Genomic DNA, 23,837 nt, shown 5'->3' on the forward strand with positions numbered 1-23,837 from the left:
CCTGCCATTGAAAACCGGGGTCTATCTGTCGCGGTTTTGTGACGGCTGCATGACGATGAACGTGTCTAGCGTCACAATGGCCCCCGGCGATGGCCTGCGCCGGGGTCGGCGGGAAAAATGCTGGCGTTGTAAGCGATTCGGGTTACCCTTCGGCCTGAATTTTCTGAACGGGGGCACGTATGCGGAAAATCGTTGTGGCGGCGTCGGTGGCGGCATGCGCACTGGCTGGGGCAGTATTGGCGGCAGGCGCCGGTGGAGGCGCGGGTTCGGCCGCCGCCGGTCTGGTCACGCTGGCGACCGGTGGCAATACCGCCGCCGCGACGCCGCAAGCCAAGGCCACGACCGGGACCGGGCGCCTGATCGCGGCAGCAGCGGGCAAGGGCATTCCCGACAGCTACATCTGCGTGTTCGGCAAGGGCGAGGTCGCGCCGACCGCAGCGCGCGGCGCCGCCGACAAGGCGGTCCGGTCGGCCGGCGGGCGGCTCGGCCATGTCTATGACGCGGCCTTGCAGGGCTTCTCGGTGACGTTGCCGGCACAGGCGGCGCAGGTGCTGCTGGAAAAGAACCCGAACATCGCCTGGTGCGAACAGGACCAGGTGGCCGAGATGATCCGCCCGATCACCGCCACGGCCAAGCCGGGCGGCGGCGGTGGTGGTTCCGGCGGTGAAACCAAGCCGTGGGGCATCACCGCGGTGCTGGGCGGACAAACCTATGGCGGCAGCGGCCGTGCCTATGTGATCGATACCGGCATCGACTTGACCCATCCGGACCTCAACGTCGATACGGCCAACAGCCGCAACTACGTCTCGCGCGAAACATCGCCGCAGGATCTCAACGGTCATGGCACGCACGTGGCGGGGACCATCGGTGCCAAGGGCGGCAACGGCATCGGTGTGGTCGGCGTGGCAGCGGGCGCGCCCGTGGTCGCCGTGCGCGTGCTCGACCGGCGCGGCAGCGGCGCCTATTCGGACGTGATCGCGGGCGTGAACTATGTCGCCGGTGCGGGCAAGGCAGGCGATGTGGCCAACATGAGCCTGGGTGGCCCGGCCTCCGACGCGCTGGACGCGGCGGTGTGCGGCGCGGCAACGAACGTGCGCTTCGCCATCGCGGCGGGCAATGACGGCGCCAGCGCGACCAACTATTCCCCGGCGCGCGTGACCTGCACCAATACGTTTATCGTCGCGGCGATGACCGAGGCCTTCGGCTGGGCGAGCTTCTCGAATTATGGCCAGCCGCCGGTCGATTACATCGAGCCGGGAGTGAACGTGCTCTCGACGTGGCTCAATGGCGGCTACAACACCATTTCCGGCACTTCGATGGCGACGCCGCACATGGCGGGCCTGCTGCTGGCGGGGCCGGTGAACAACGGCGGCACCGTGACGCGGGTGGCGGGCGACAACTACGTTATCGGCAAGCACTGACCGGGACGGCTGGAATCGGACAAGGGAAGGGGCTGCTGCGGCGGCCCCTTTTTCGTTCGGGGTGGGCGGCCGGCTCAGGCCAGATTGATCGTGTAGGCGGTCTCGTTGGCCATCGCGCCGTCGGCATCCCCCGTTTCGCCGGTGGCGGCCAGCATCAGGCCATGGCGCTGTGCGAAGCGGTGCATCATGGCGAAAGACGCCGTGTTGTCCGCCGCGATGGTGAGGTCGACCGCGTCGATGCCTTGGGCGAGGGCGCGGTCGCGGAAGGTGTCGAGCAGGCGGGCGGCAATGCCGCGTCCGCGTGCCTCGGGCACAAGGCCGACCTGCCACAGGAAGGCTCGGGCGGGATCGGCGGCGCGCAGCGCGGTCAGCAGGCCAACCGGGCGCGTATCATCGAGGGCGAGCAGGACGATGCCCGCAGCGGTCAGCGTCCAGTATGTATAGGGCGTGTGCAGGTCGAGCGTGCCGGCTGAGCGCGCCAGCCGGAGCAGGGCGGGAACCTCCTCCCGCATCGCATCGCGGATCGTGATCATCGGCGGTGTCCCTTCCAACGCAAAAGGCCGACCCGAAGGCCGGCCTTTCATCGTGTCCGTGGCTCCGGCGCGAAAGCCGGGCCGGTCAGCCCTCGACGTGTTCGGCGAGGACCGTCAGGCCCTTGTCGCCCACTTCGGCGAAACCGCCCTGGACCTGGATTTCTTCCGGCTGCGCACCGGCCGAGCGGTACACGCGGATCGTGCCGTCCTTCACCGTCGACATGAACGGCGCGTGGCCTTCCAGCACGCCGAATTCGCCGTCGCTGCCGGGAACGACGACCATGTAGACCTCTTCCGAACGCACCTGGCGCGCGGGGGTGACGAGTTCAAAATGCAGCGACATCGCTCATGCCTTCCTGTTCCCCCGCCGCGCTGTGCGCACTGGCGGGGGGATCTGGAGTGATCAGGCCTCGGCGGCCAGCTTCTTGGCCTTCTCGATGGCTTCTTCGATGCCGCCGACCATGTAGAATGCCGATTCCGGCAGATGGTCGTATTCGCCGTCGACCACCGCCTTGAACGAGCGGACGGTGTCTTCGACCTGCACGAACTTGCCGGGGATGCCGGTGAACACTTCGGCGACGTGGAACGGCTGCGAGAGGAAGCGCTGGATCTTGCGGGCGCGAGCCACGGTCAGCTTATCTTCTTCCGACAGTTCGTCCATGCCGAGAATGGCGATGATGTCCTGCAGCGACTTGTACTTCTGCAGGGTTTCCTGGACGCGGCGGGCCGTGTCGTAGTGCTCCTGGCCGACGATGGCGGGCGACAGCACGCGCGAAGTCGAGTCGAGCGGGTCAACGGCCGGGTAGATGCCCAGCTCCGAGATCGCGCGGTTCAGCGTGGTCGTCGCGTCAAGGTGCGCGAACGAGGCGGCCGGCGCGGGGTCGGTAAGGTCGTCCGCGGGGACGTAGATCGCCTGGACCGAGGTGATCGAACCCTTGGTGGTCGAGGTGATGCGTTCCTGCAGCTGACCCATGTCGGTCGCGAGGGTCGGCTGGTAGCCCACCGCCGAAGGAATACGGCCGAGCAGCGCCGACACTTCCGAACCCGCCTGCGTGAAGCGGAAGATGTTGTCGACGAAGAACAGCACGTCCTGGCCTTCTTCGTCGCGGAAGTATTCGGCCATGGTCAGGCCCGAGAGCGCGACGCGAGCGCGGGCGCCCGGGGGCTCGTTCATCTGGCCGAACACGAGGGCGACCTTCGAGCCGTCCGGGGTCGGGTTGCCGTCGGCGTCCTTGGCGATAACGCCGGCGTCGAGGAATTCGTGGTAGAGGTCGTTACCTTCACGGGTGCGCTCACCGACGCCTGCGAAGACCGACACGCCGCCGTGACCCTTGGCGATGTTGTTGATCAGTTCCTGGATGAGCACGGTCTTGCCCACGCCGGCGCCGCCGAACAGGCCGATCTTGCCGCCGCGCGCATAAGGCGCGAGCAGGTCGATGACCTTGATGCCGGTGACGAGGATCGCGGCTTCCGTCGACTGGTCGATGAATTCCGGTGCCTTGGCGTGGATCGGGGCGGTCTTTTCCGCGCCGACCGGGCCACGCTCGTCGATCGGCTCGCCGATGACGTTCATGATGCGGCCAAGCGTCTTGGGGCCGACCGGCACCGAGATCTGCGAACCGGTGCTGCTGACCGGCTGGCCGCGGGTCAGACCATCGGTCGAGTCCATCGCGATCGTGCGGACAGTGTTTTCACCGAGATGCTGCGCGACTTCGAGAACGAGGCGGTTGCCGTTGTTGTCGGTTTCAAGCGCAGTCAGGATCGACGGCAGTTCGCCGTCGAAAGTCACGTCGACGACAGCGCCGATGACCTGGCTGATCTTACCAGTGGTGCTGATGACGGGGGCGGTTGCCATGCGTCAGTTCCTTATCTTTCTCTGATCGGACCACAAAGGAGTGGCCGAAGCATCGGTCCAAAGCGGCAGGTGAGTCGGTGTGCCCCTAAGCATAGTCGGCGAGCCGCGTCCACTGTCGATTGGACAATTGCCCATGCCCGGCGCGCGCGTTTTCACCTGCGTGTTCCACCGACGAGGTTCCGAACAGGCTGCTGAGGATCATGGGTTGCCCGGTCAGGAACTGGAGCGCGGCCTCGGCGGGTTCCTTGCCCGTTTCCCGCAACCGGCGAGCAAGCCTCAGACCGGTAACGGGAAACAGCGGTTCCTGCCGCATCATGCGGAGCAGGTACCACAGCTTGCCGGGGCTGGTGGGCAGGAAGCTGGCGGGCGAGAATCGGGCGCGCGCCAGCGCGGTGCCGCTCATCACCACCTTGCCCGCCTCATGCAGCGCAATCATGGCCGCGCGATTGCGAAAATCGGCGACGTTGTATTGCAGCATGGCGATGTCGATCGGGCTTTGCGCGGTTTTCATCAGCACCGGGTTGTCGAAGGAATTGACCCCGGCATAGGTGATGCGGCCATCGGCCTTCAGCCGCTCGAAGAAATCGAACACGGGCGTGCCGAGGTCTTCCACCGCGGGGCCGTGGAGATAGAGCACGTCGACCTTGTCGATCCCCAGCCGCGCGAAGCTGCCATCGAGGCTGCGGGCGATCAGATCGGGCGTGAAACCGCGCTCGATCCTGCCGTCGACGAGATTCGTGCCGACCTTGGTGGTGATCACCAGCTGGTCGAGCGGCTTGCCCACCAGCCACCGGCCCAGGCGTGTTTCGCCCAGCCCTTCGCCGTAGCTGGGGCCGGTGTCGAAGTGGTTCACGCCCTCGGCCAGCAGGGTGTCGAGAATCTCCGCCGCCCTGGCGTCGGGAAAGCTGCTCTTTGCCCAGAGCGAAGAGCAGCCGAAGCCGAGCGCAGAGATGGGCTTGCCGTTGGGCAGCGTGCGCAGCCACGGGCGTTCAGCCGGGGTGGCAGGGGTCGGGGTAGCAGGGGAAGGAGCGGCGGGGTTGGCGGCCTCGCCCTGATCAGGCACGCGTGCGGCGCCAGTTTTCGACGACCTTGCGGCCCGAACGGACGGCCTTGAGCAGGGCGTTGCCGCCGTGCGGATCGCCATGGTGGAGCAGCAGCGTGGTACGCAGCGAATTGGGCGCACAGGGCAGGTTGCCGTGCAGCGTGCGGTAGCCCCAGAACAGGTAGAGATTGCCCGGATGGAGCAACTGCATGTGCTGCGACAGGTTGGCGCGCGCTTCCTGCTCGGTGCGGTCCCAGGCCCACTTGTTCTGGACCAGCGCCTTTTCGGCCAGGTTGGTCAGGACCGAGCCGCGATAGGGACGCTTGTTGGGGAAGGTAAGCAGTTCACCGGAGTTGTGCGGCTCGCCCTCCGGCATGAAGATCGGCACCAGCATGGTGACGACGGTGGCGTCGTAATGGAACTCGCACGAACCGTCGGTGCCCTTGGGGCCGGCGATCACGCGCAGCACGTTGTAGACTTCGTCGTCGAAGGTGGCCTGCGGGCAGGCAATCCGGCCCACGCCTTCGAGCAGGCCGACGATCTTGGGATCGTGGACCAGTTCGTCGAACGGCGACCCCGCTTCGTCGGCCGGGCGGATGATCGAGAAGAACTTGTCGCCATTGGCGGCAAGGTGCCGGCGGACGTAGGCGCGGGCGCGTTCCACCCATTCGGGCGCGACAGCGTCCTGGAGGCAGACGAATCCGTCGCGATCAAGCTGGCGGGCGACGTCGGGGGCGATTTCAGCGGGGGAAGGAAGCCGGATCGCACTCTCGCTGGTCATCGTGTTTCCTTTCTCAGGCTTCGGGCCGGCCGTGAAGGGTCCGGTGCTTGATAAGCGTGGCGGGGTTGCCGCGGTAGATGCCCCAGGCCTCGGCGTCGTCGAACAGCGCGCCGCGTGCGGCGAGCACCGAGCCTTCGTGCATGGTCACGCCCGGGCCGACGAAGGCTTCCGAGGCGACCCAGCACTGATCCTGGATCGTGATCGGGCGCAGGACCAGTTGGAAATAGTAATCGTTCACGCGGTGCGTGCTGGCGCAGATGTGCGAACGCTGCGAGATCACCACGTCATTGCCGATGGTGATACGGCCCTGATTGTAGAGGTAGGTGCCGGGGCCGACCATCACGTTGCTGCCCACGACGAGGTTCTGCGGCGACCAGATCCGGACAGATCCGTAGATTCGGCACTTGGGTCCGAGCACGGCGCCGAACGCGCGGAGCACGAAAGCGCGCCAGCGGTGGAGCGGCGCGGGGGTCCAGCTGATCAGGAAAATCCAGGCAAGGCCCCATACGAGCCGGTAGATCCGGTTCGCCAGGGAGAAGGCGGGGCCGCCTTCGCGATTGCCAGAACTCTGGGAAGAAAGTGGCTCGCCCAAGAATCACGCTCCGAAGTGCTTGAAATCTTGCCCGCCATAAAGAGTTCGGGCCGCGGAGGGTAACCCCGCGGCCCGAAAAAGTCAGAGCGCTTCCGCGCCGGCAATGATCTCGATCAATTCTGTCGTGATCGCCGCCTGGCGGCTGCGGTTATACTGGATCGTCAGCTTCTGGATCAGCTCGCCCGCGTTGCGCGTCGCGTTGTCCATGGCGGTCATCGACGCACCCTGTTCCGACGCTTCGCGTTCAAGCAGGGCGCCGAACAGCTGCGTCGTCACGTAGCGCGGCAGCAGTTCTTCGAGGATTTCCTCCTCGCCCGGCTCGTATTCGACCACGGCGCCGCCTTCGGTGGTCGCCGCAGGCGCGGGCACCGGGATCAGCTGGGTGGTGACGGGGTCCTGCGCTAGCGCCGACTTGAACTTCGGCGCGACGAGGTGGGCGACGTCGAACGCGCCCGCTTCGAACATGGCGATCAGGTCACGGGCGATCGCGCTGGCTTCGTCGAAGCCGGGCGTGCGCACGGTGCTGGTATCGAAGTCCTTGGCGATGCTCTTGGGGAAGTCGCGCTTGATCGGCGCACGGCCCTTCTTGCCCACGAGGTAGAAGGTCACATCCTTGCCCTGGGCGGCGAGAGCGCGCGCCTGGAGCTTGGCTTCCTTGACGATGTTCGAGTTGAGGCCGCCGCACAGCCCCTTGTCGGTGTTGACCACGACAAGGAGGTGACGACGGTCGGACCCGGTGCCGCGCATCAGCAGCGGTCCGTTGTCCTGGCCTGCGACCTTGGCCGCGAGGCTGCCCATCACCTCGGCGAGGCGGCTGGCATAGGGGCGGGCGGCCTCGGCGGCAGCCTGCGCCTTGCGCAGCTTGGCCGCCGCGACCATCTGCTTGGCCTTGGTGATCTTCTGGGTCGACTTGACCGAGTTGATCCGGCCCTTGAGTTCCTTAAGCGAGGCCATGACGGCTCCTTATGGCCCGTCATTCCGGCACTGGACCGGAATGACGGAGATCCTCAGACTATCAGGCGAACTGCTTGCCGAACGCGGTGAGCGTTTCGACGACCTTGGCCTTGGCCGAATCGGTCAGGTCCTTGGCGTCGCGGATTTCGGCGAGCAGGTCGGCCTTGTCGTTGCGCAGGTGGCTGAGCAGTTCGGCTTCGTATTCGGTCACGCGATTGACCGGCACGCTGTCGAGGTAACCCTGCGTGCCCGCGAAGATCACGATGGTCTGTTCTTCGAAGCCGAGCGGCGAGAACTGCGGCTGCTTGAGCAGCTCGGTCAGGCGCGCACCGCGGTTCAGCAGCTTCTGGGTCGAAGCGTCGAGGTCCGAGCCGAACTGGGCGAAGGCCGCCATTTCGCGGTACTGCGCCAGCTCCAGCTTGATCGAGCCGGCGACCTTCTTCATCGCCTTGGTCTGGGCCGACGAGCCGACGCGCGACACCGAGAGGCCGACGTTGATGGCCGGACGGACGCCCTGGTAGAACAGGCCGGTTTCAAGGAAGATCTGGCCGTCGGTGATCGAGATCACGTTGGTCGGAATGTAGGCCGACACGTCGCCCGCCTGGGTTTCGATGATCGGTAGTGCGGTGAGCGAACCGGCGCCGTTCTCGTCGTTCATCTTCGCGGCGCGCTCAAGCAGGCGGCTGTGGAGATAGAACACGTCGCCCGGATAGGCTTCGCGGCCCGGCGGGCGGCGAAGCAGCAGCGACATCTGGCGATAGGCGACGGCCTGCTTGGAAAGGTCGTCATACACGATCACGGCGTGCATGCCGTTGTCGCGGAAGAATTCGCCCATGGTCGCACCGGTGTAGGGCGCGAGGTACTGCAGCGGCGCCGGCTCCGAAGCGGTCGCGGCGATGACGATGGAGTATTCCATCGCGCCGTTCTCTTCGAGCTGGCGGACGATCTGCGCCACGGTGGAGCGCTTCTGACCCACGGCGACGTAGATGCAGTAGAGCTTCTTCGATTCGTCGGTGCCGGCGTTGACGGCCTTCTGGTTGATGAAGGTGTCGATCGCGACGGCGGTCTTGCCGGTCTGGCGGTCACCGATGATCAGCTCGCGCTGGCCGCGGCCGACGGGCACGAGGGCGTCGATCGCCTTGAGGCCGGTCTGCACGGGTTCATGCACCGACTTGCGCGGGATGATGCCCGGAGCCTTGACTTCGACGCGCTGGCGCACGGCGTCCACGATCGGGCCCTTGCCGTCGATCGGGTTGCCGAGCGCATCGACCACGCGGCCGAGCAGACCCTTGCCGACGGGGACGTCGACGATGGTGCCGGTGCGCTTGACGACGTCGCCTTCCTTGATCTCGGAGTCCGAGCCGAAGATCACGACGCCGACGTTGTCGGCTTCGAGGTTCAGGGCCATGCCCTTCACGCCGTTGGAGAATTCGACCATTTCACCGGCCTGGACCTTGTCGAGGCCGTGGATGCGGGCGATGCCGTCGCCGACCGACAGCACGGAGCCGACTTCCGAGACCTGTGCCTCGGTGCCGAAGCTGGCGATCTGGTCCTTGATGACCTTCGAGATTTCAGCGGCGCGGATTTCCATGTTCTGTCCTTCCTGGAACCTTGCGGGCCGTTAGGCCTTCATCGCCTGGGCGAGAGAATTGAGACGGGTGCGGATCGAGCTGTCGATCATCTGGCTCCCGATGCGAACGACCAGACCGCCGAGGATCTCGGGATCGACGGTGGTCTTGAGCTTGACCTCACGGCCCTCGCGCAGCTTCAGCTTTTCGGCCAGCGCGGCCAGCTGCGAATCGTCGAGCGGGTGGGCAGTGGTGACTTCGGCGGTCACTTCGCCGCGCATGGCGGCTGCGATCGTGGCGAAGGCACGGGCGACATCGGGCAGCGACGCAAGGCGACGGTTCTGCGCGAGGACGCCAAGAAAATTGCGGGTCAGCGGCGACAGCGCGAGCAGGCCTGCCACCGCGTCGATCGCCTTGCCCGCATCGCCGCGGGTGATCTGCGGATTGCGGATCAGCGCGGCGAGATCGCCCGATTCGCGGACCGCTGCGGACAGCTTCTCGAAGTCCGCTTCGACGGCGGAAACGAAGTTCTGTTCGTTCGCCAGATCATAGAGCGCCGAAGCGTAGCGCCCCGCCAAGCTGGCCGTAATGCCGCCGGAAATCTCCACGCGCCTAAGTCCCCTTCGTACCGATGAGCCGGGCAGGCCATCTGCCGCGCGAAATTGCACGCGACGGCCCGCAGACGGGGCGCGCCTAGCAACGTCGCCCTCATATGACAAGATGTCAGTTGGTCAGCGGGGGATTGTGCTGTGCAGACGTATGCGGGGCGGCACCCTCTGCCGCAGGCGATTCAGGGCGTTGGCTGGCAGTTGTAGCGCATCCGTTCGTTGGGTTCTGAAGGGAGCAGCGCCTTGATCGCCTGCTGCGCCGCGCCGAAGCGGCGGGTCTCGTCCTCGCCGCTGCCGCAGGCGGGCGCGACGATCTTCTGTCGTTCCGCGCGGGCGCGGGTCATCGCGTCCAGCCCCATCAGGAAGCGCTCGACGGTGTAGCTGCGGCTGGCGGGGTCGTAATGCGTGACCGAGATCGTCTCCTCGCTGGCGGGGACCAGCACGCGGCTCCAACCATCCTGCGCAAGGCCGTATTGCGTGCGCCCGTTGACGCAGCCGTCGGCGCTCCATTCGAGCGGGACATCGGTGATGTCGGACACGGTGACGCGGCTGCGCGAGGTGTCGATCACGCAAGTCATGCGGCCCGCGCCCGAAGCGAGCGGCGAGGGTTCGGCCGAGGCGCTGGCTTCGGGTTCGGCCAGCATGTCCTTCGCCCGCTCGTCGATAGAGGCAAGCGAGGGGCGCAGCATCCACGCCAGCACCGCACCGAGCACCAGCGCGCCGGCGAGGGCGCCCGCGATCTTCATGCCCCGGTCGTTGCCGCGTTGCGCCTGGAGGAACGCCCAGCCGCCCGCGCCGAGCGCCGCGACCAGCAGCAGCGCGGCGAGCGCCATGCCGTTGTCGCGTTCGGACAGGACGGCGCGCTCCGCTTCGCGCTGGGCCTTGTCCGAGGCCCGGTCATGCGCGGCGCTGCGCGCTTCCTTCTCCGCGGCGAGGCGCGACTGTTCGCCTGCGGCGCGCTCGCTTTCGGCGCGGTCGAGATCGGCGATGGACGTGCAGGGCAGGCCGCTGGTGTGCGCTTCCACTCCGGCCTGGCGCAGGAAGCTGGCGAGTTCGCGCATCGAGATGGCGAAGTAGAACGCCGAATCAGTGCCGTTGTCGCTGACGGTGCCGAAGCTGTTCACGCCCACCACGCGCCCGCACGAATCGAGCAGCGGCCCGCCCGAATTGCCCGAGCCGAGCGGCGCGGTGTGGAGGATCGTGTCGAACTGGCGCGACGAGCGCCCGCCGGAGACGTAGCCGCGCGTCTTCACAGCCGTCTGCGGGTTGACGAGATCGGCCATCGACAGGCCCTGCGCGAGATCGACGTTGCCGGGATAGCCGACCGCGAACACTTCCGCGCCATCCTGCACCGCGCCGGGATAGAGCGTGGCGGCGGGCAGCATCCCCTTGCCGTCGATGCGCAGCAGGGCAAGGTCGTTGCCGGGCGAGAACGCCACGACGCGGGCCTGCACCCCGGCACGGCCTTCGGGCGGGACGACGCCGGCGATCAGCGAATCGTCCTGGCGCAGCGCTTCGACCACGTGGGCATTGGTGACGACGAGATTGGGCGCCACGGCAAAGCCGGTGCCATGGCCGATCAGGCTGGCGCTGGTCCCGTCGCTCTGGATGATGACCACGCGCACCACGCCGCGGCTGGCGGCGGCGATGTCTGCCGGTTCGGCCAGGGCCGGGGGCGCGGACAGCAGGAGCAGGAACAGGGCGAAAACGAGGCGGCGCAGCAGCATGGCGGGCTTCTTCGCTCCGATTTGCTTTGACCGCAAGGCGCGGGACGCGCGGGGCGGCGGAGCGTGGCACCTCCTTGCCGACCAGAGGAGACATCGCCATGACCTATCGCATCCAAGGACTCGACCCCGCACCGTTCGCGCCGCTGTTCGGCCTGCCCGATGACGTGCTTGGGCGGCGCGGGGTGAAGCGCGTTGTCGCGGATAGTGATCGCGGCTTTCCCTGCCGCATCAGCCTGGACGATGCGCGTGCGGGCGAAGCGCTCCTGCTGCTGCACCACGTCAGCCACGATGTCGCTACGCCATATCGCAGCGCCTACGCGGTCTATGTGCGAGAGGGGGCGCAGCGGCCGGCTGACCCCTTTGTCGATCAGGTGCCGCCGGTGTTCGTGGGGCGCCCGCTGGGCCTGCGCGGCTTCGATGCCGAAGGGATGCTGCGCGATGCGCGGCTGGCCCTGCCGGATGACGCCGATGCGCAGATACGTGACCTGTTCGCCGATCCGGGCATCGCCTATATCCATGCGCACAATGCCGCGCATGGCTGCTTCGCCGCGCGGATCGACCGCGATGGAGACGCAATGTGACGCCGGGCGTGATCCCCGATGACGAGGCGTGGTCGGCGGTGTTGGCGCGCAACCGCGCTTTCGACGGACGCTTCGTGACGGGCGTGCTGTCGACCGGGATCTACTGTCGTCCTTCGTGCGCAGCGCGGCATCCCCGGCGCGAGAACGTGCGGTTCTTTGCCGACGGGGCAGCGGCGCGGAGCGCGGGGCTGCGGCCCTGCCGGCGCTGCTCGCCCGATGACGTGGCGCGGGATGAACGCGCGGTGCTGGCGGCCATCGCGGCGATTCGCGATGCAGGGCAGTCGCTGGCGCTCGCGGACCTGGCGGCAGGTGCGGGTTATTCGCCGACGCATTTCCAGCGGGTGTTCGCCCGCCACACCGGGCTGTCGCCCGCCGCCTATGCCCGCGCGCTGAGAGCAGAGCGCGCGGTGGAGGCGCTGACCGAGGAACACCGCGTGACCGATGCGATCTACGAGGCAGGGTTTTCCGGCCCTTCGCGTTTCTACGCCGCCAGCGAGGGCCGGTTGGGCATGGCACCCTCTGCCTGGCGCGACGGCGGGCGTGGCGTGACCATCCGATGGGCGGTGGTGCAGACCACGTTCGGGCCGATGCTGGTGGCGGCGACCGACAAGGGCGTGTGCCGCCTCTCGTTCGACGAGGACGCCGAGGCACTCCGTCAGCGTTTTCCCAAGGCGGAACTGGTGGAGGGCGGCGCCGATTTTGCGGCGCTGGTCGGACAGGTCGTTGCCGCGGTGGAAGCGCCGGGCAGCGCGGCGCACATCCCGCTCGACGTGCGTGGCACCGCGTTTCAGGAAGCGGTCTGGCGGGAATTGCAGCGCATTCCACCGGGCGAGACGCGCAGCTATGCCGAGATCGCCGCCGCCGTGGGCAAGCCCGGCGCGGTGCGCGCGGCCGGGTCTGCCAACGGCGCGAACAACGTGGCGGTGCTGATTCCCTGCCACCGGGTGATTCGCTCGGACGGCAGCCTTGGCGGCTATGCCTACGGCTTGCCGATCAAGCAGGCGCTGCTGGAACGCGAAAAGGGCGGTTAGCCGAGCAGACCTCGCCACTGGTCGAGGATGGTTTCCAGCGCGAAGGCCGGGTTCCGCGCCACCGCAGGGCGTGCGCCGTCCCGCCATGCGATGATGCGGGCGACGACGGCGGGAATGTCGCGCGCGTCGATCCGTTCCTCGGGCGAAAGCAGGTCGCGCGCGGCGCCGAAATCATGCGCCAGCGCGGGCGTTCCCAGCGCGTGCGCTTCGGCAAAGACCAGACCGAAGGCTTCGGCCACGTTCGACTGCGGATAGAACAGGCACAGCGCATCGGCGAGTTCGGCGTGGAGGCGCGTCTGCGGCAACGGCCCCATCGCCACCACGCCGCTGTCCGGCGGCAATGCTTCCGGGTCGAACTGGTCATAGGCGGGGCAGGCGAGGTGCAGGCGCATCGAGGGGATCGCCGCGCGCACCGCCGCGAAGGCATCGAGGATCATCGGCAGGCGATTGGTCGGCGCCGAGCAATAGACGAGCTTGTCGCGGTCCAGCGGCGGGCAGGGATCGGGCGCGTGGGCGATCACCGGGTTGCAGATCACGCGGATGTCTGGCCGGAACAGGCGCGGGGCCATGCGCCCGAGATCGAGCGCGGCGCGCACGTTTTCGGCATGAAACGGGGAGACGCAGACCCGGGTGACGCCGACCATGCGATAGGTCAGCGCGCGCAGCTCTGCCCGCAAGGTGGAGGATGGTGCGCCGGCCAGGTCGATCGAATCGTGCAGCCACAGCACGATCCGCGCCGTGCGGCTCCACCGGCGGAGGCGCGGGGCGAGCGCATCGTGGCGCTGGACGACGATCGCGTCCGCTCGCGCGGCCAGTTCGGCCAGCGCGCTCCACGGATGCCAGTGCACGCCGCCTCCGTGGTGGTGTTCGGTGCGGGCCATCTGGACGACATCGATATGGCGGTCGGTTGCAAGCCCGGCGGCGATGCGGGCCAGCGTCGCTTCGCTGCCGCCGATGGCGCAGGCCGGATCGCCGGGCGAACGCTCGTCGTAGGGAACTTCGGACTGGGAATCGACGAACAGGACACGGCGCATCGCGGCGGGCCTATCACACGAAGCTGTAGGGATCGACGTCCACCGCCACGCGCACGCCCTGCGGGAAACGCAGCGGCTCCAGCCATTCGCGGATCACGCGCTGAAGTTCGGTGGAGCGGCGCGCGTTGACCAGCAGGCGATAACGGTGCCGGCCGCGCAGCAGCGAGAGCGGGGCAGGCGCGGGGCCGAGGATCATCACGTCGCGCAGGCGCGGCGCGGTGCCGCCGATGGCGCGGGCGGCCTCGCGTGCCTCGGCCTCGTCCTCGCTGCTGACGATGATCGCGGCCCACCGGCCGAACGGCGGGGCATTGGCCTCGCGCCGGGCCTCGGTTTCGGCGGCGTAGAAGGCATCGCGGTCGCCGCTGGCCAGCGCCTCGATCACGGCGGCGGTGGGGTGGCGGGTCTGGATCAGCACTTCGCCGGGCTTCTCTGCGCGCCCGGCGCGGCCGGCGACTTGCGCGATCTGCTGGTAGGTGCGCTCCGCCGCGCGCAGGTCGCCGCCTTCAAGGCCCATGTCGGCATCGACCACGCCGACGAGAGTGAGATCGGGAAAGTGGAAACCCTTGGTCACGAGCTGCGTGCCCACGATCACGTCGATCGCCTTGGCGCTGGCCTGCTCGACGAATTCGGCGGCCTTGGCGGGGCTTGTCAGCGTGTCCGAAGTGACCACCGCAACCCGCGCTTCCGGCAGGATTTCCGCGACCTCGTCGGCGATGCGTTCCACGCCGGGACCGCAGGCGACCATGCAGTCCGGCTCGCCGCATTCGGGGCACTTGTCGGGCGGGGGCACTTCGTGGCCGCAGTGGTGGCAGGCGAGGCGGCGCGACAGGCGGTGTTCGACCAGCCAGGCGGAGCAGTTGGGGCACTGGAAGCGGTAGCCGCAGGTGCGGCACAAGGTGAGCGGGGCATAGCCGCGCCGGTTCAGGAAAAGCAGGCTTTGCTCGCCCCTTGCGAGGCGTTCCTCCAACGCCTTGACCAGCGGCGGGGACAGCCAGCGACCGCGCGCGGGTTGCTGTTCGCGCAGGTCGATGACCTCGATGTCGGGCAGGGTGGCGCCGCCGAAACGGTCGGGCAGGATCAGCCGTTCGTAGCGTCCGCTTTCTGCCATCTGGAGGCTTTCGAGCGCCGGGGTGGCGCTGGCGAGCACCACCGGAACTTTCTCGAAATGGGCGCGCATCACCGCCACGTCGCGGGCGTTGTAGCGCACGCCGTCGTCCTGCTTGAACGAGATCTCGTGCGCTTCGTCGACCACGATCAGGCCCAGCCGGGCGAACGGCAGGAACAGCGCCGAGCGGGCACCTACGACCACCCGGGCGTCACCGAACGCCACCTGCCGCCACGCGCGGCGGCGTTCGGACGACTTGAGCGAGGAGTGCCACGTCACCGGCGTCACGCCGAAGCGCGCCTCGAACCGCTTGAGGAACGATTCGGTCAGTGCGATCTCGGGCAGCAGCACCAGCACCTGCTGGCCGGCTTCCAGCGCAGCGGCGAGCGCTTCGAAATAAGTTTCGGTCTTGCCCGATCCGGTCACGCCGTCGAGCAGGAAGGGGCGGAATTCGTGCGCCCGGACCGCTTCGACCATCCGTGCGGCGGCCGCCGCCTGTCCTTCGGACAGTTCCGGTTCGGCATGGCGGGGATCGGGCTGGGGATAGGGGCGGTCGCTGTCGACCAGCACCGCTTCGAGCATCCCGGCATTGACCATGCCGCGCAGCACCGCTTCGGAAACGCCCGCGATTTCAGCCAGTTCGCGCACGGTGCCTTGCTGGTCGTGCAGAAGGTCGAGCGCCTGAAGGCGCTGCGGGGTGAGGCGGGCGGGTTCCTCTCCGGTGAGACGGTATTCGGTAACGGTGCCGCCGCCGCGCAGCGCGGCGTTGCTCGACAGCGCCATGCGCGCCACCGCCGCCAGCGGGGCGAGGTAGTAATCGGCGCACCATTCGATCAGCCGGCGCAGCGGTGCGCGCAGCGGCGGCACCGGCAGCACCGAAAGCAGCGGGCGCAGCTTGCTGTCAGGAACCTCGGTTCCCGGTAGCCGTTCCGCCTCCCATACCACGCCGACGATCTGCCGCGGCCCCAGCGGCGCGACGACGACGCTGCCCGGTTCGACCGCCATGCCTTCTGGCACGCGGTAATCCAGCGGCCCGAGGGCGGCGTTGAAGACGAGGCATCGGACGCGGTTCATGTTGGGGCATCCATATGGAGGCCATCGCCGCCGCGCGAAACCCGGCGGCCAAGGAAAAGTCGAGGAGAACAGGACCCATGCCCCTTTCCACCCCATCTCTCTTGTCGCGCCGGACCCTGATGCTGGGCGGCACGGCGACCGTCGGCGTGGCCGCGCTGGGCCTTGCCGGCTGCGCGACTTATGGCGGGTTCAGCCTGGTCGAGGCGGTGCGGCGCCTGCTCCAGCTTTCGGCCAACCGCGCGTTCGACCGGCTGCTGGCGCCCGGCGGCTTCTGGGACGACCAGTTCGCCCGGCTGTCGCTGCCCGAACAGTTCGGTCGGCGTGGCGGCGTGCTGGAACAGATCCTGACCGGCCCGCTGTTCAAGGAACGGCTGGCGCGCGCCTTCAACGACATGGCCGGCCGAGCCGCCTATCGCGCGGCACCTGCCGTGACCGAGGCGGTGCGCGGCATGGGTATCCGCAACGCGCTGGCGCTGATCAACGGCCGCCCGGACGAGGCGACGACTTATCTGCGCGGCGAAATGTCGGGCCGGCTGATCGACATCATGCTGCCCGAATTCGGCGATGCGCTGCGCATGACCAACGATCCGCTGATCGGGCAGGCGCTGTCCGCGCTGGCGGGCGTGGACGTGGGCGCGATCGCCAACAACCTTGCGGCGGAAGCGGACGACGCGATCTGGAAGTCGATCGGGCGCGAGGAAGCCGAGATCCGGCGCAACCCGCGCGGCACCGGCGATCCGGTGCTGGAGCGGGCGTTCGGCGGGCTCTGATGCCGGCATAACCCTTTCGTGGCGTTTCCAAGCGCGCGACGCGCCGCTATGGGCGGGGAATCATTTTCCCGCCCATAGCAGGACGCGCTCCTATGAAGTTCTTCGTCGACACCGCCGAAATCGCCGAAATCGCCGACCTCGCCGCCACCGGCCTGCTCGACGGGGTGACCACCAATCCCTCGCTGATCGCCAAGTCGGGTCGTGATTTCATCGAGGTGACCAAGGAAATCTGCGGCCTGACCGATGGCCCGGTTTCGGCCGAAGTCGTCGCGCTCGACCACGAAGGCATGATGCGCGAGGCCGAAATCCTGCGCAAGATCGCCGACAACGTGTGCATCAAGGTGCCGCTGACGATCGACGGCCTGAAGACCTGCAAGGCGCTGACCGGCGACGGTTCGATGGTCAACGTCACGCTGTGCTTCTCGGCCAACCAGGCGCTGCTCGCGGCCAAGGCCGGCGCGACGTTCGTTTCGCCCTTCGTGGGCCGTCATGACGACAACGGCTTCGACGGCATGGACCTGATCCGCGACATCCGCCTGATCTATGACAACTATGCCTTCGGCACGGAAATCCTCGTCGCCTCGATCCGCCACGGCGTGCACATCCTGGAAAGCGCCAAGATCGGCGCCGACGTGATCACGGCCCCGCCGGCGGTGATCAAGGGCCTGTTCAAGCACGTGCTGACCGACAAGGGCATCGAAGGTTTCCTTGCCGACTGGGCCAAGACCGGCCAATCCATCGGCTGAGCGGGCCGCATTTCCGCCCAGGCGGGCCTGCAAGGCGTGATTTTTTGCGTTCCGGTGCTCACGTACTTTGAGTACGCTGCACTCCGGACCTCGGAAATCACGCTTTTCGGCTCCACCTGAAAGAAACTGCGACCCACTCAGGGCCGCCACGCGAACGGCTTTTTGAATGCGCGACGAATCTCCTCTCGACCAGTTCCGGGCCGTTCTTGCAGGGACGGCGCGTGCCCTTGCCGACGAGCCGGAAATCGAGGTGGCGTGGACCGCCGACGCGGCGAGCCAGTCGGGCGGCAATATGCGCGTGCCGATGCCGGGGCGGACGCTGCCGGCGGCCCAGGTGGCCGAGGCGCGCGGCTTTGCCGATTCGATGGCGCTGCGGCTGCGGCTGCATAACGAGGCGGTTCATCGTGCCGGCGCTCCGGCCGAGGCGATGGCCCGCGCGGTCTACGACGCGGTCGAGCAGGTGCGCTACGAAGCGCTCGGGTCGGAAGATTACGCGGGGATTCGCGGCAACCTGGATGCCGCGACCGAGCAGCGCGTGGCATCGGACCCGATCGTGCGCGCGAGCAGGCCCGAAGACGTTCCGCTTCCCACCGCGCTGGCACTGCTCCTGCGCGAGAAGCTGACCGGCCAGCCGGTGCCCGAGGCGGCGCGGCTTGGCACCGCGATGGTGCGCGGCTGGATCGAGGACCGCGCGGGCGAAGACTTCGACGCGCTGGCCCATTCGCTGGAGGACCAGAAGGCGTTCCAGAAGCTGGCGCTCGACATGCTTGGTCATCTCGAACTCACGCAGGTGAACGAGAACGACCAGCCCGAGACCGACGAGGACGAAGGCGAGGACCAGGAAGAAGAGGGCGAGGACGAGCCGGACGCCAGCGAGGACAGCGCCGAGCAGCAGCCGAGCGAGGCCGCGGGCGAGCCCTCCGAAGGCGACGAGGACAGCGAGACCGATCAGGAGATCGACAACGCTGACGATGCCGACGACGCCGACATGGCCGACGACGGCGAGGAAGGAATGCTGCCGACCCGGCCCAACCGGGCGTGGACCGACATCCCCGACAGCTTCGACTACAAGGCTTACACCGAGCAGTTCGACGAGATCATCGCGGCCACCGACCTGTGCGACGAGGAGGAGCTGACCCGGCTTCGCGCCTATCTCGACACGCAGCTCAAGGGCTTGCAGGGCATCGTCACCAAGCTGGCGAATCGTTTGCAGCGGCGGCTGATGGCGCAGCAGAACCGTTCGTGGGACTTCGACCAGGACGAGGGCCTGCTCGATGCCGCGCGGCTGGCGCGCGTGGTGATCTCGCCGGGGCAGTCGCTCTCCTACAAGATCGAGCGCGATGTGGAGTTCAAGGACACCGTCGTTACCCTGCTGATCGACAATTCGGGTTCCATGCGCGGGCGGCCGATTTCGATCGCCGCGATCAGCGCCGACATCATGGCGCGCACGCTGGAGCGCTGCGGGGTCAAGACCGAGATCCTGGGCTTCACCACCCGCGCGTGGAAGGGCGGGCAGAGCCGCGAGCAGTGGCTGGCCAGCGGCAAGCCCGCGCAGCCCGGCCGTCTCAACGACCTGCGCCACATCGTCTACAAGAAGGCGGACGAGCCTTGGCGCCGGGCGCGCAAGAACCTCGGCCTGATGATGCGCGAGGGGCTGCTCAAGGAAAACATCGACGGCGAGGCGCTGCTGTGGGCGCACGCGCGCCTGCTGGCGCGGGCCGAGGATCGCCGCATCCTGATGGTCATTTCCGACGGCGCGCCGGTGGACGATTCGACGCTCAGCGTGAACAGCGCGGGCTACCTGGAACAGCACCTGCGCAAGGTGATCGACTGGATCGAGAAGCAATCTCCGGTACAGCTGGTGGCCATCGGCATCGGGCACGACGTAACGCGCTATTACCGCCGCGCGGTGACGATCATGGACGTGGAGCAACTGGGCGGAACCATGGTGGAGCAGCTGGCGGGCCTGTTCGAGGACGAATAGGCTTGACCCGGCGTTTTTAACCGACCAATTAACTGCGCCATGACCATGCTCGCCGAACCCACCGTCGCCGCTTCTTCAAGCGTTTCCGAAGCCGTCCTGTCGCGCCGTTCGATTCGCGCGTTCAAGGACCAGCCCGTTCCGCTGGAGGTGCTGCGCCGCGTGCTCGACAAGGCGCGCTGGGCCCCGTCGGGCTGCAACTTCCAGCCGTGGGAAGCGACCGTCATCAGCGGTGCGCCGCTGGCCGAACTTCAGCAGAAGATTCTTTCCAGCCCGCCGCAGGACCCGATCGAATACAGCTTCAGCGATCCCGAAGTGATCCCCGAGTGCAAGGCGCGCCTGCAGCAGGTGGGCGCCGCGATGTATACCGCGATGGAAATCGGCCGGGGCGACAAGGACGCGCGCATGGAGTTCATGCGCCAGAACGCGACCTCGTTCGGCGCGCCGGCGGTGCTGATGTGCTATTTCGACCGCCGCAACGGCCCGCCCCAGTGGTCGGACGTGGGGATGTGGCTCCAGACGATCATGCTGCTGCTGCGCGAGGAAGGGCTCGACAGCTGCCCGCAGGAATTCATGTCGCTCTATGCCCGGCTCATCAAGGAGTTCATCGGCGTGTCCGATGAAACGCACATCTTCTTCTGCGGCATCGCCATCGGTTATCGCCAGGACGACGCGGCGGTGAACGGCTTCGAGCGCGAGCGCGAGCCACTGGACGGCAACGTTCGCTTCATGGGTTTCTGAGGGAAGCGGCGATGACGATGGACGTTTCCGAAGCGGTTGCCAGCCGCCGTTCGATCCGCAAGTTCCTGCCCGATGCGGTGGACCAGGCGGTGCTGGCGCGCGTGCTGGAGAAGGCGCAGCGTGCGCCATCGGGCGGCAATACCCAGCCGTGGAACGCGCTGGTCGTGACCGGCGAACCGCTGGCGCGCATCCTGGCGGAAACGGCCAAGGTCATCCCCGAAGGTTCGGCCGCGCACGCGCCCGAATACCAGATCTATCCGCCCGAGCTGGACGGCGCCTATGCCGAGCGCCGCTTTGGCGTGGGCGAGGCGATGTATGCCGCCCTGCAAATCCCGCGCGAGGACAAGCGTGGCCGGTTGACGCAGTTCATGGCCAACTTCCGCTGCTTCGACGCGCCGGTGCTGATGCTGGTGCACACGCCGCGCTACATGGGACCGCCGCAGTGGGCCGACATCGGGATGTGGCTCCAGACGGTGATGCTTCTGCTGCGCGAGGAGGGCCTGGATTCCTGCGCGCAGGAGGCCTGGGCGATCTACCAGAAGCAGATCCGCGCCTGCGTCGACATTCCGGAGGACCACGTGTTCTTCTGCGGCCTGTCGATCGGCAAGCGCGATCCGGATGCGCCGATCAACGGCTTTCCCGTCGCGCGCGCGCCTCTTTCCGAAGCGGTGCGTTTCGCAGGGTTCTGAAACCCGTCGTCAACGCCTGATCTCCAGATTTTCCTTGTTCCTGCGGCGTTTGGCGGAGCCAATTTGTCTTGGCTTGCCTCGCGGTAGTGACGCAGCGCATAACCGGCGGCGGGACCGCGGGGCAGAAGCGGCACGGGTGCGTGGCGCCCGGCAGGGGGAAATGGGGTCATGCCGGATACGGGTGAGCAGACGCGCGCGGAACTGGGCCAGCGGCTGAAAAGCGGACTGACGCAGCTCGGGCCGCAACGCGTGGCGATCATGGTGCTGCTGCTGATCGTGGCGGCTGTGGTGGCGGCGGGAAGCTGGCGCGTGCCGCTGCTGCGCGATGCCGAAGCGGCGCTCTACGATCTGCGCGCGGCGACGCTTTCGCCCACGGCAGACCCCGACAGCCGCGTGACGCTGGTGGTCTACACTCCCGATACCAACCGCAAGACCGGGCAGATTTCCCCGGTCGATCGCACGATCATGGCGCAGGCGCTGGCGCAGATCGATCGCATGGGCGCGAAGGCGGTGGGCATCGACGTGCTGATGGACAGCCCGCAGCCCGACGATCCGGTGCTGCACGCCGTGCTCAAGGGGATGCGGATTCCCGTGTTCCTGGCGTTCACCACCAACAAGGCCAGCCCCGAGAACATTACCTGGGAGCAGGAGCAGGACCTGCGCCAGACCATTGCGGCGGTGCGCGGGCCGACGGTGCAGCCGGCGAGCATCCTGCTCGACAACGATGGTGACAACGTGGCGCGGCGCTGGCCTGCGCGAAAGCCGGGGATGCCCCCGCTGCTGGCGCTGGCGATGACGCAGGGGACGCCCGATGCGGCACCTGCCTTCGCGCACTATACCGGGCCGATCCGCTTCCGGCGCCCGGCCGCGAGCGACCGTCCGGTGTTCGACGAGCTGCCGATCGATTTCCTTGCCGATCCCGAAACCGCCGCTTTTGCCGAAGCGCAGATCCGCGGCCGCTATGTGCTGATCGGCGCGCACTTTTCGGACTTCGACAAGTTCGACACGCCGTTCACGCGCACCAACACCCGGATCATGGGCGAGACGCAGACCATCGGCGTGGCGATCCACGCGGCGATGCTGGCGCAGCTGCTCGACCATGCGTTGCCCGCCAAGGTGCCGCTGTGGGGCAAGATCGCGGCGGCGCTGGTGGCGGTGGGGCTGGGCGCGCTGACCGCGCTGGCGGGGTTCCGCACGTGGGTGCTGGCACTGGGCGTATTGGTGCAGATCGCCGCGCTGTTCGCCTTTCCGTTCCTCTTGCAGAAAACAGGGTTCGACACACTCGACGTGCCGGCGCTCGGCTGGATGGTCGGCTGGCTGCTGGGTTATCTCGCGGTCAGTTCGGCACTGCGTGCGCTGAACGCCGCGCAGCGCGAGTTCGCGCAAGGCGCGCTGGGCAAATACCTGCCGCGCTCGGTCGCCAACGAGATCATGCGCAATCCCGAGCGGCTTTCCCTGCACGGAGAGAAGCGCGAGATCTTCTGCCTGTTCAGCGACCTGGAGGGCTTTACCAAGCTGACCCACGCGGTCGAGCCGGAAATGATCGCGCGCCTGCTCAATGACTACCTCGACCGGCTTTCGGGGGTGGTGCTGCAATATGGCGGCACGCTGGACAAGTTCGTGGGTGACGCGGTGGTGGCGTTCTGGGGCGCGCCGATCGCCAAGCCCGACGACGGCGAGCGCGCGGTGCGCGCGGCGGTGGCGATGTACGAGGCGGGCGAGGATTTCCGCCGCAACGTGCCCGAAGGCGTGCCGCCGATCGGCCGCACCCGCGTGGGGCTGCACTATGGCGATGCGATCGTGGGCAATTTCGGCGGCGAAGGGCGCATCCAGTATACCGCGCTGGGCGATGCGATGAACACCGCCGCGCGGCTGGAAGGCGCGAACAAGCCGCTGGACACAACGGTGCTGGTCAGCCGCGAGGCGATGGAGCGTTCCGGGCTGGATTGGTTCCGGCCGATGGGCACTGTCACGCTGCGCGGCCGCGCGACGCCGGTGGCGGTGTTCGAGCCGGTGCCCGAGAGCGATCCGCGTTCACGCACGCTGGCGGCAGACCTGATTGAAGCGCATAATTCGGCCGACGCGGCCCGGGTGCGCGCCGTCACAGAACGAATCGCTGTGTCTGGTATCGATGATCCCGCGCTGGCGAACCTGGTCCAGAGATTGCAGAACACGCATGAAGGAGAGAGCTATGTCCTCGGTTGAGAACGCGAAGGTCCATGGCAAGGCGGCCCGCATGGCGGCCTGCGCCGCCGCGGCCCTGGCGCTGGCCTGGGGCGGTATCGCTGCCGCGCAGGCGGTGGTGGTCCGGTCCACCGGGCCGTCGGCCGCGCAGTATCCGATGGGCCGCAAGCTGCCGGCAACGGCCAGTGTCTCGCTGAAGGCGGGGGACCACGTGACTGTGATCGACAAGGCCGGCACCCGCGTGCTGAACGGCCCCGGCACGTTTGCGGTGACGGGCGCGGTCAACCGCGATCAGGCGGGCACGATGGCATTGGCCGGGCTTGTCGCCCGCACCGGCGGCGCGCGCGTGCGCACCGGAGCGGTGCGCGGTGCGACCAGCCCCGTCGCCACGCCGGCCGGGCCGGACAGCGTGTGGTATCTCGACGTGACCAAGGGCGGCACCTTCTGCGCGGCCGACCCGGCGCAGATCGTGCTGTGGCGACCGGACCGCACCGAGACGGGCATGGGCAAGCTGATCGGTCCCGATGGCGCCAGCGCGGACGTGACGTGGAACGCGGGCAATGCGCTCAAGCTGTGGCCGGCCGAGGCGCTGCCGATCGTCGATGGGCAGAGCTACAGCTTCCGCAATCCGGTCGGCCGCACCCTGACGATCAAGCTCAAGGTCCTGCCGGCCGTGCCCGAGGACGCCGTGGCGGTGGCCGGCCTGCTGGCCGAGCAGGGCTGCACTGCCCAGCTTGATGTCTTCGCCAATGCGGCCAATGCCGATGGGGCGAACGGCGGATAAGCGGCGCACGACTTGACCGGGGCGGGCGGCACAGGG

The 23,837-nt window shown here is 67.8% G+C and carries 22 protein-coding genes; 10 read left to right on the forward strand and 12 right to left on the reverse strand.

Annotation, left to right across the window (positions count from 1 at the left end):
* Nucleotides 1-179 precede the first annotated feature (179 nt).
* Nucleotides 180-1,421: a S8 family serine peptidase gene (locus tag OLX02_RS01130; RefSeq protein ID WP_264419503.1), complete on the forward strand. Its 1,242-nt coding sequence runs from the start codon at nucleotides 180-182 to the stop codon at nucleotides 1,419-1,421.
* Between the two features lie 74 nt (nucleotides 1,422-1,495).
* On the opposite strand, the gene OLX02_RS01135 is transcribed toward OLX02_RS01130, so the two are convergent.
* From OLX02_RS01135 to OLX02_RS01180, 10 genes are all read right to left on the reverse strand, one after another.
* Entirely contained in the window at nucleotides 1,496-1,954 is a 459-nt protein-coding gene (locus tag OLX02_RS01135) for a GNAT family N-acetyltransferase (protein ID WP_264419504.1), read from the reverse strand.
* An 85-nt stretch (nucleotides 1,955-2,039) separates the two neighbouring features.
* Complete coding sequence (locus OLX02_RS01140) at nucleotides 2,040-2,297, reverse strand: ATP synthase F1 subunit epsilon (RefSeq protein ID WP_264419506.1); 258 nt, start codon at nucleotides 2,295-2,297, stop codon at nucleotides 2,040-2,042.
* A 60-nt stretch (nucleotides 2,298-2,357) separates the two neighbouring features.
* Nucleotides 2,358-3,809: a F0F1 ATP synthase subunit beta gene (atpD, locus tag OLX02_RS01145; RefSeq protein ID WP_264419508.1), complete on the reverse strand. Its 1,452-nt coding sequence runs from the start codon at nucleotides 3,807-3,809 to the stop codon at nucleotides 2,358-2,360.
* Between the two features lie 85 nt (nucleotides 3,810-3,894).
* Complete coding sequence (locus tag OLX02_RS01150) at nucleotides 3,895-4,872, reverse strand: aldo/keto reductase (protein ID WP_264419509.1); 978 nt, start codon at nucleotides 4,870-4,872, stop codon at nucleotides 3,895-3,897.
* Nucleotides 4,865-5,632 carry a hypothetical protein gene (locus OLX02_RS01155; protein ID WP_264419510.1) on the reverse strand — a complete coding sequence of 256 codons (768 nt, stop codon included), beginning with the start codon at nucleotides 5,630-5,632 and terminating at the stop codon, nucleotides 4,865-4,867. Before OLX02_RS01155 ends, OLX02_RS01150 begins: the two co-directional genes overlap by 8 nt.
* A 13-nt stretch (nucleotides 5,633-5,645) precedes the next feature.
* Complete coding sequence (locus OLX02_RS01160; RefSeq protein ID WP_264419512.1) at nucleotides 5,646-6,224, reverse strand: putative colanic acid biosynthesis acetyltransferase; 579 nt, start codon at nucleotides 6,222-6,224, stop codon at nucleotides 5,646-5,648.
* Nucleotides 6,225-6,305: 81 nt separating this feature from the next.
* Nucleotides 6,306-7,178, reverse strand: a complete 873-nt coding sequence (locus OLX02_RS01165) for a F0F1 ATP synthase subunit gamma (RefSeq protein WP_264419514.1) — start codon at nucleotides 7,176-7,178, stop codon at nucleotides 6,306-6,308.
* 61 nt (nucleotides 7,179-7,239) lie between these two features.
* A complete protein-coding gene (gene atpA / locus OLX02_RS01170) occupies nucleotides 7,240-8,769 on the reverse strand; it encodes a F0F1 ATP synthase subunit alpha (RefSeq protein WP_264419515.1) in 1,530 nt (509 codons plus the stop codon).
* A gap of 30 nt (nucleotides 8,770-8,799) precedes the next feature.
* A complete protein-coding gene (locus OLX02_RS01175) occupies nucleotides 8,800-9,354 on the reverse strand; it encodes a F0F1 ATP synthase subunit delta (protein ID WP_264419517.1) in 555 nt (184 codons plus the stop codon).
* Between the two features lie 182 nt (nucleotides 9,355-9,536).
* A complete protein-coding gene (locus OLX02_RS01180) occupies nucleotides 9,537-11,081 on the reverse strand; it encodes a S1C family serine protease (RefSeq protein WP_264419519.1) in 1,545 nt (514 codons plus the stop codon).
* Nucleotides 11,082-11,179: 98 nt separating this feature from the next.
* Between OLX02_RS01180 and OLX02_RS01185 the strand changes: the two genes are divergently transcribed.
* Complete coding sequence (locus OLX02_RS01185) at nucleotides 11,180-11,662, forward strand: DUF1203 domain-containing protein (RefSeq protein ID WP_264419521.1); 483 nt, start codon at nucleotides 11,180-11,182, stop codon at nucleotides 11,660-11,662.
* The gene (gene ada / locus OLX02_RS01190; protein WP_264419522.1) at nucleotides 11,659-12,693 is read left to right on the forward strand and encodes a bifunctional DNA-binding transcriptional regulator/O6-methylguanine-DNA methyltransferase Ada; all 1,035 of its coding nucleotides are present in this window, start codon (nucleotides 11,659-11,661) and stop codon (nucleotides 12,691-12,693) included. Before OLX02_RS01185 ends, ada begins: the two co-directional genes overlap by 4 nt.
* On the opposite strand, the gene OLX02_RS01195 is transcribed toward ada, so the two are convergent.
* Nucleotides 12,690-13,727, reverse strand: coding sequence for a glycosyltransferase (locus OLX02_RS01195; protein WP_264419524.1), 1,038 nt, complete (start codon nucleotides 13,725-13,727; stop codon nucleotides 12,690-12,692). The genes ada and OLX02_RS01195 overlap by 4 nt on opposite strands.
* Before the next feature lie 13 nt (nucleotides 13,728-13,740).
* Nucleotides 13,741-15,906: a primosomal protein N' gene (locus tag OLX02_RS01200; protein WP_264419526.1), complete on the reverse strand. Its 2,166-nt coding sequence runs from the start codon at nucleotides 15,904-15,906 to the stop codon at nucleotides 13,741-13,743.
* 77 nt (nucleotides 15,907-15,983) lie between these two features.
* Between OLX02_RS01200 and OLX02_RS01205 the strand changes: the two genes are divergently transcribed.
* From OLX02_RS01205 to OLX02_RS01235, 7 genes are all read left to right on the forward strand, one after another.
* Nucleotides 15,984-16,676: a DUF4197 domain-containing protein gene (locus OLX02_RS01205; protein ID WP_264419528.1), complete on the forward strand. Its 693-nt coding sequence runs from the start codon at nucleotides 15,984-15,986 to the stop codon at nucleotides 16,674-16,676.
* Between the two features lie 92 nt (nucleotides 16,677-16,768).
* Nucleotides 16,769-17,422 (forward strand): fructose-6-phosphate aldolase, encoded by a 654-nt coding sequence (fsa, locus tag OLX02_RS01210; RefSeq protein ID WP_264419530.1) that lies wholly within the window; start codon nucleotides 16,769-16,771, stop codon nucleotides 17,420-17,422.
* A gap of 166 nt (nucleotides 17,423-17,588) precedes the next feature.
* On the forward strand, nucleotides 17,589-19,406 hold the full coding sequence (gene cobT, locus OLX02_RS01215; RefSeq protein ID WP_264419531.1) for a cobaltochelatase subunit CobT: 1,818 nt from the start codon (nucleotides 17,589-17,591) through the stop codon (nucleotides 19,404-19,406).
* 39 nt (nucleotides 19,407-19,445) lie between these two features.
* On the forward strand, nucleotides 19,446-20,144 hold the full coding sequence (locus OLX02_RS01220; protein WP_264419533.1) for a nitroreductase: 699 nt from the start codon (nucleotides 19,446-19,448) through the stop codon (nucleotides 20,142-20,144).
* An 11-nt stretch (nucleotides 20,145-20,155) separates the two neighbouring features.
* Complete coding sequence (locus OLX02_RS01225) at nucleotides 20,156-20,833, forward strand: nitroreductase (protein ID WP_319641220.1); 678 nt, start codon at nucleotides 20,156-20,158, stop codon at nucleotides 20,831-20,833.
* A gap of 168 nt (nucleotides 20,834-21,001) precedes the next feature.
* Entirely contained in the window at nucleotides 21,002-23,038 is a 2,037-nt protein-coding gene (locus tag OLX02_RS01230; RefSeq protein ID WP_264419535.1) for an adenylate/guanylate cyclase domain-containing protein, read from the forward strand.
* Complete coding sequence (locus OLX02_RS01235) at nucleotides 23,025-23,801, forward strand: hypothetical protein (RefSeq protein ID WP_264419537.1); 777 nt, start codon at nucleotides 23,025-23,027, stop codon at nucleotides 23,799-23,801. The genes OLX02_RS01230 and OLX02_RS01235 overlap by 14 nt, the downstream gene beginning before the upstream one ends.
* The last annotated feature ends 36 nt before the right edge of the window (nucleotides 23,802-23,837 follow it).

Origin of the sequence: Novosphingobium sp. KCTC 2891 (assembly GCF_025938155.1) — a bacterium.
GTDB lineage: Bacteria > Pseudomonadota > Alphaproteobacteria > Sphingomonadales > Sphingomonadaceae > Novosphingobium.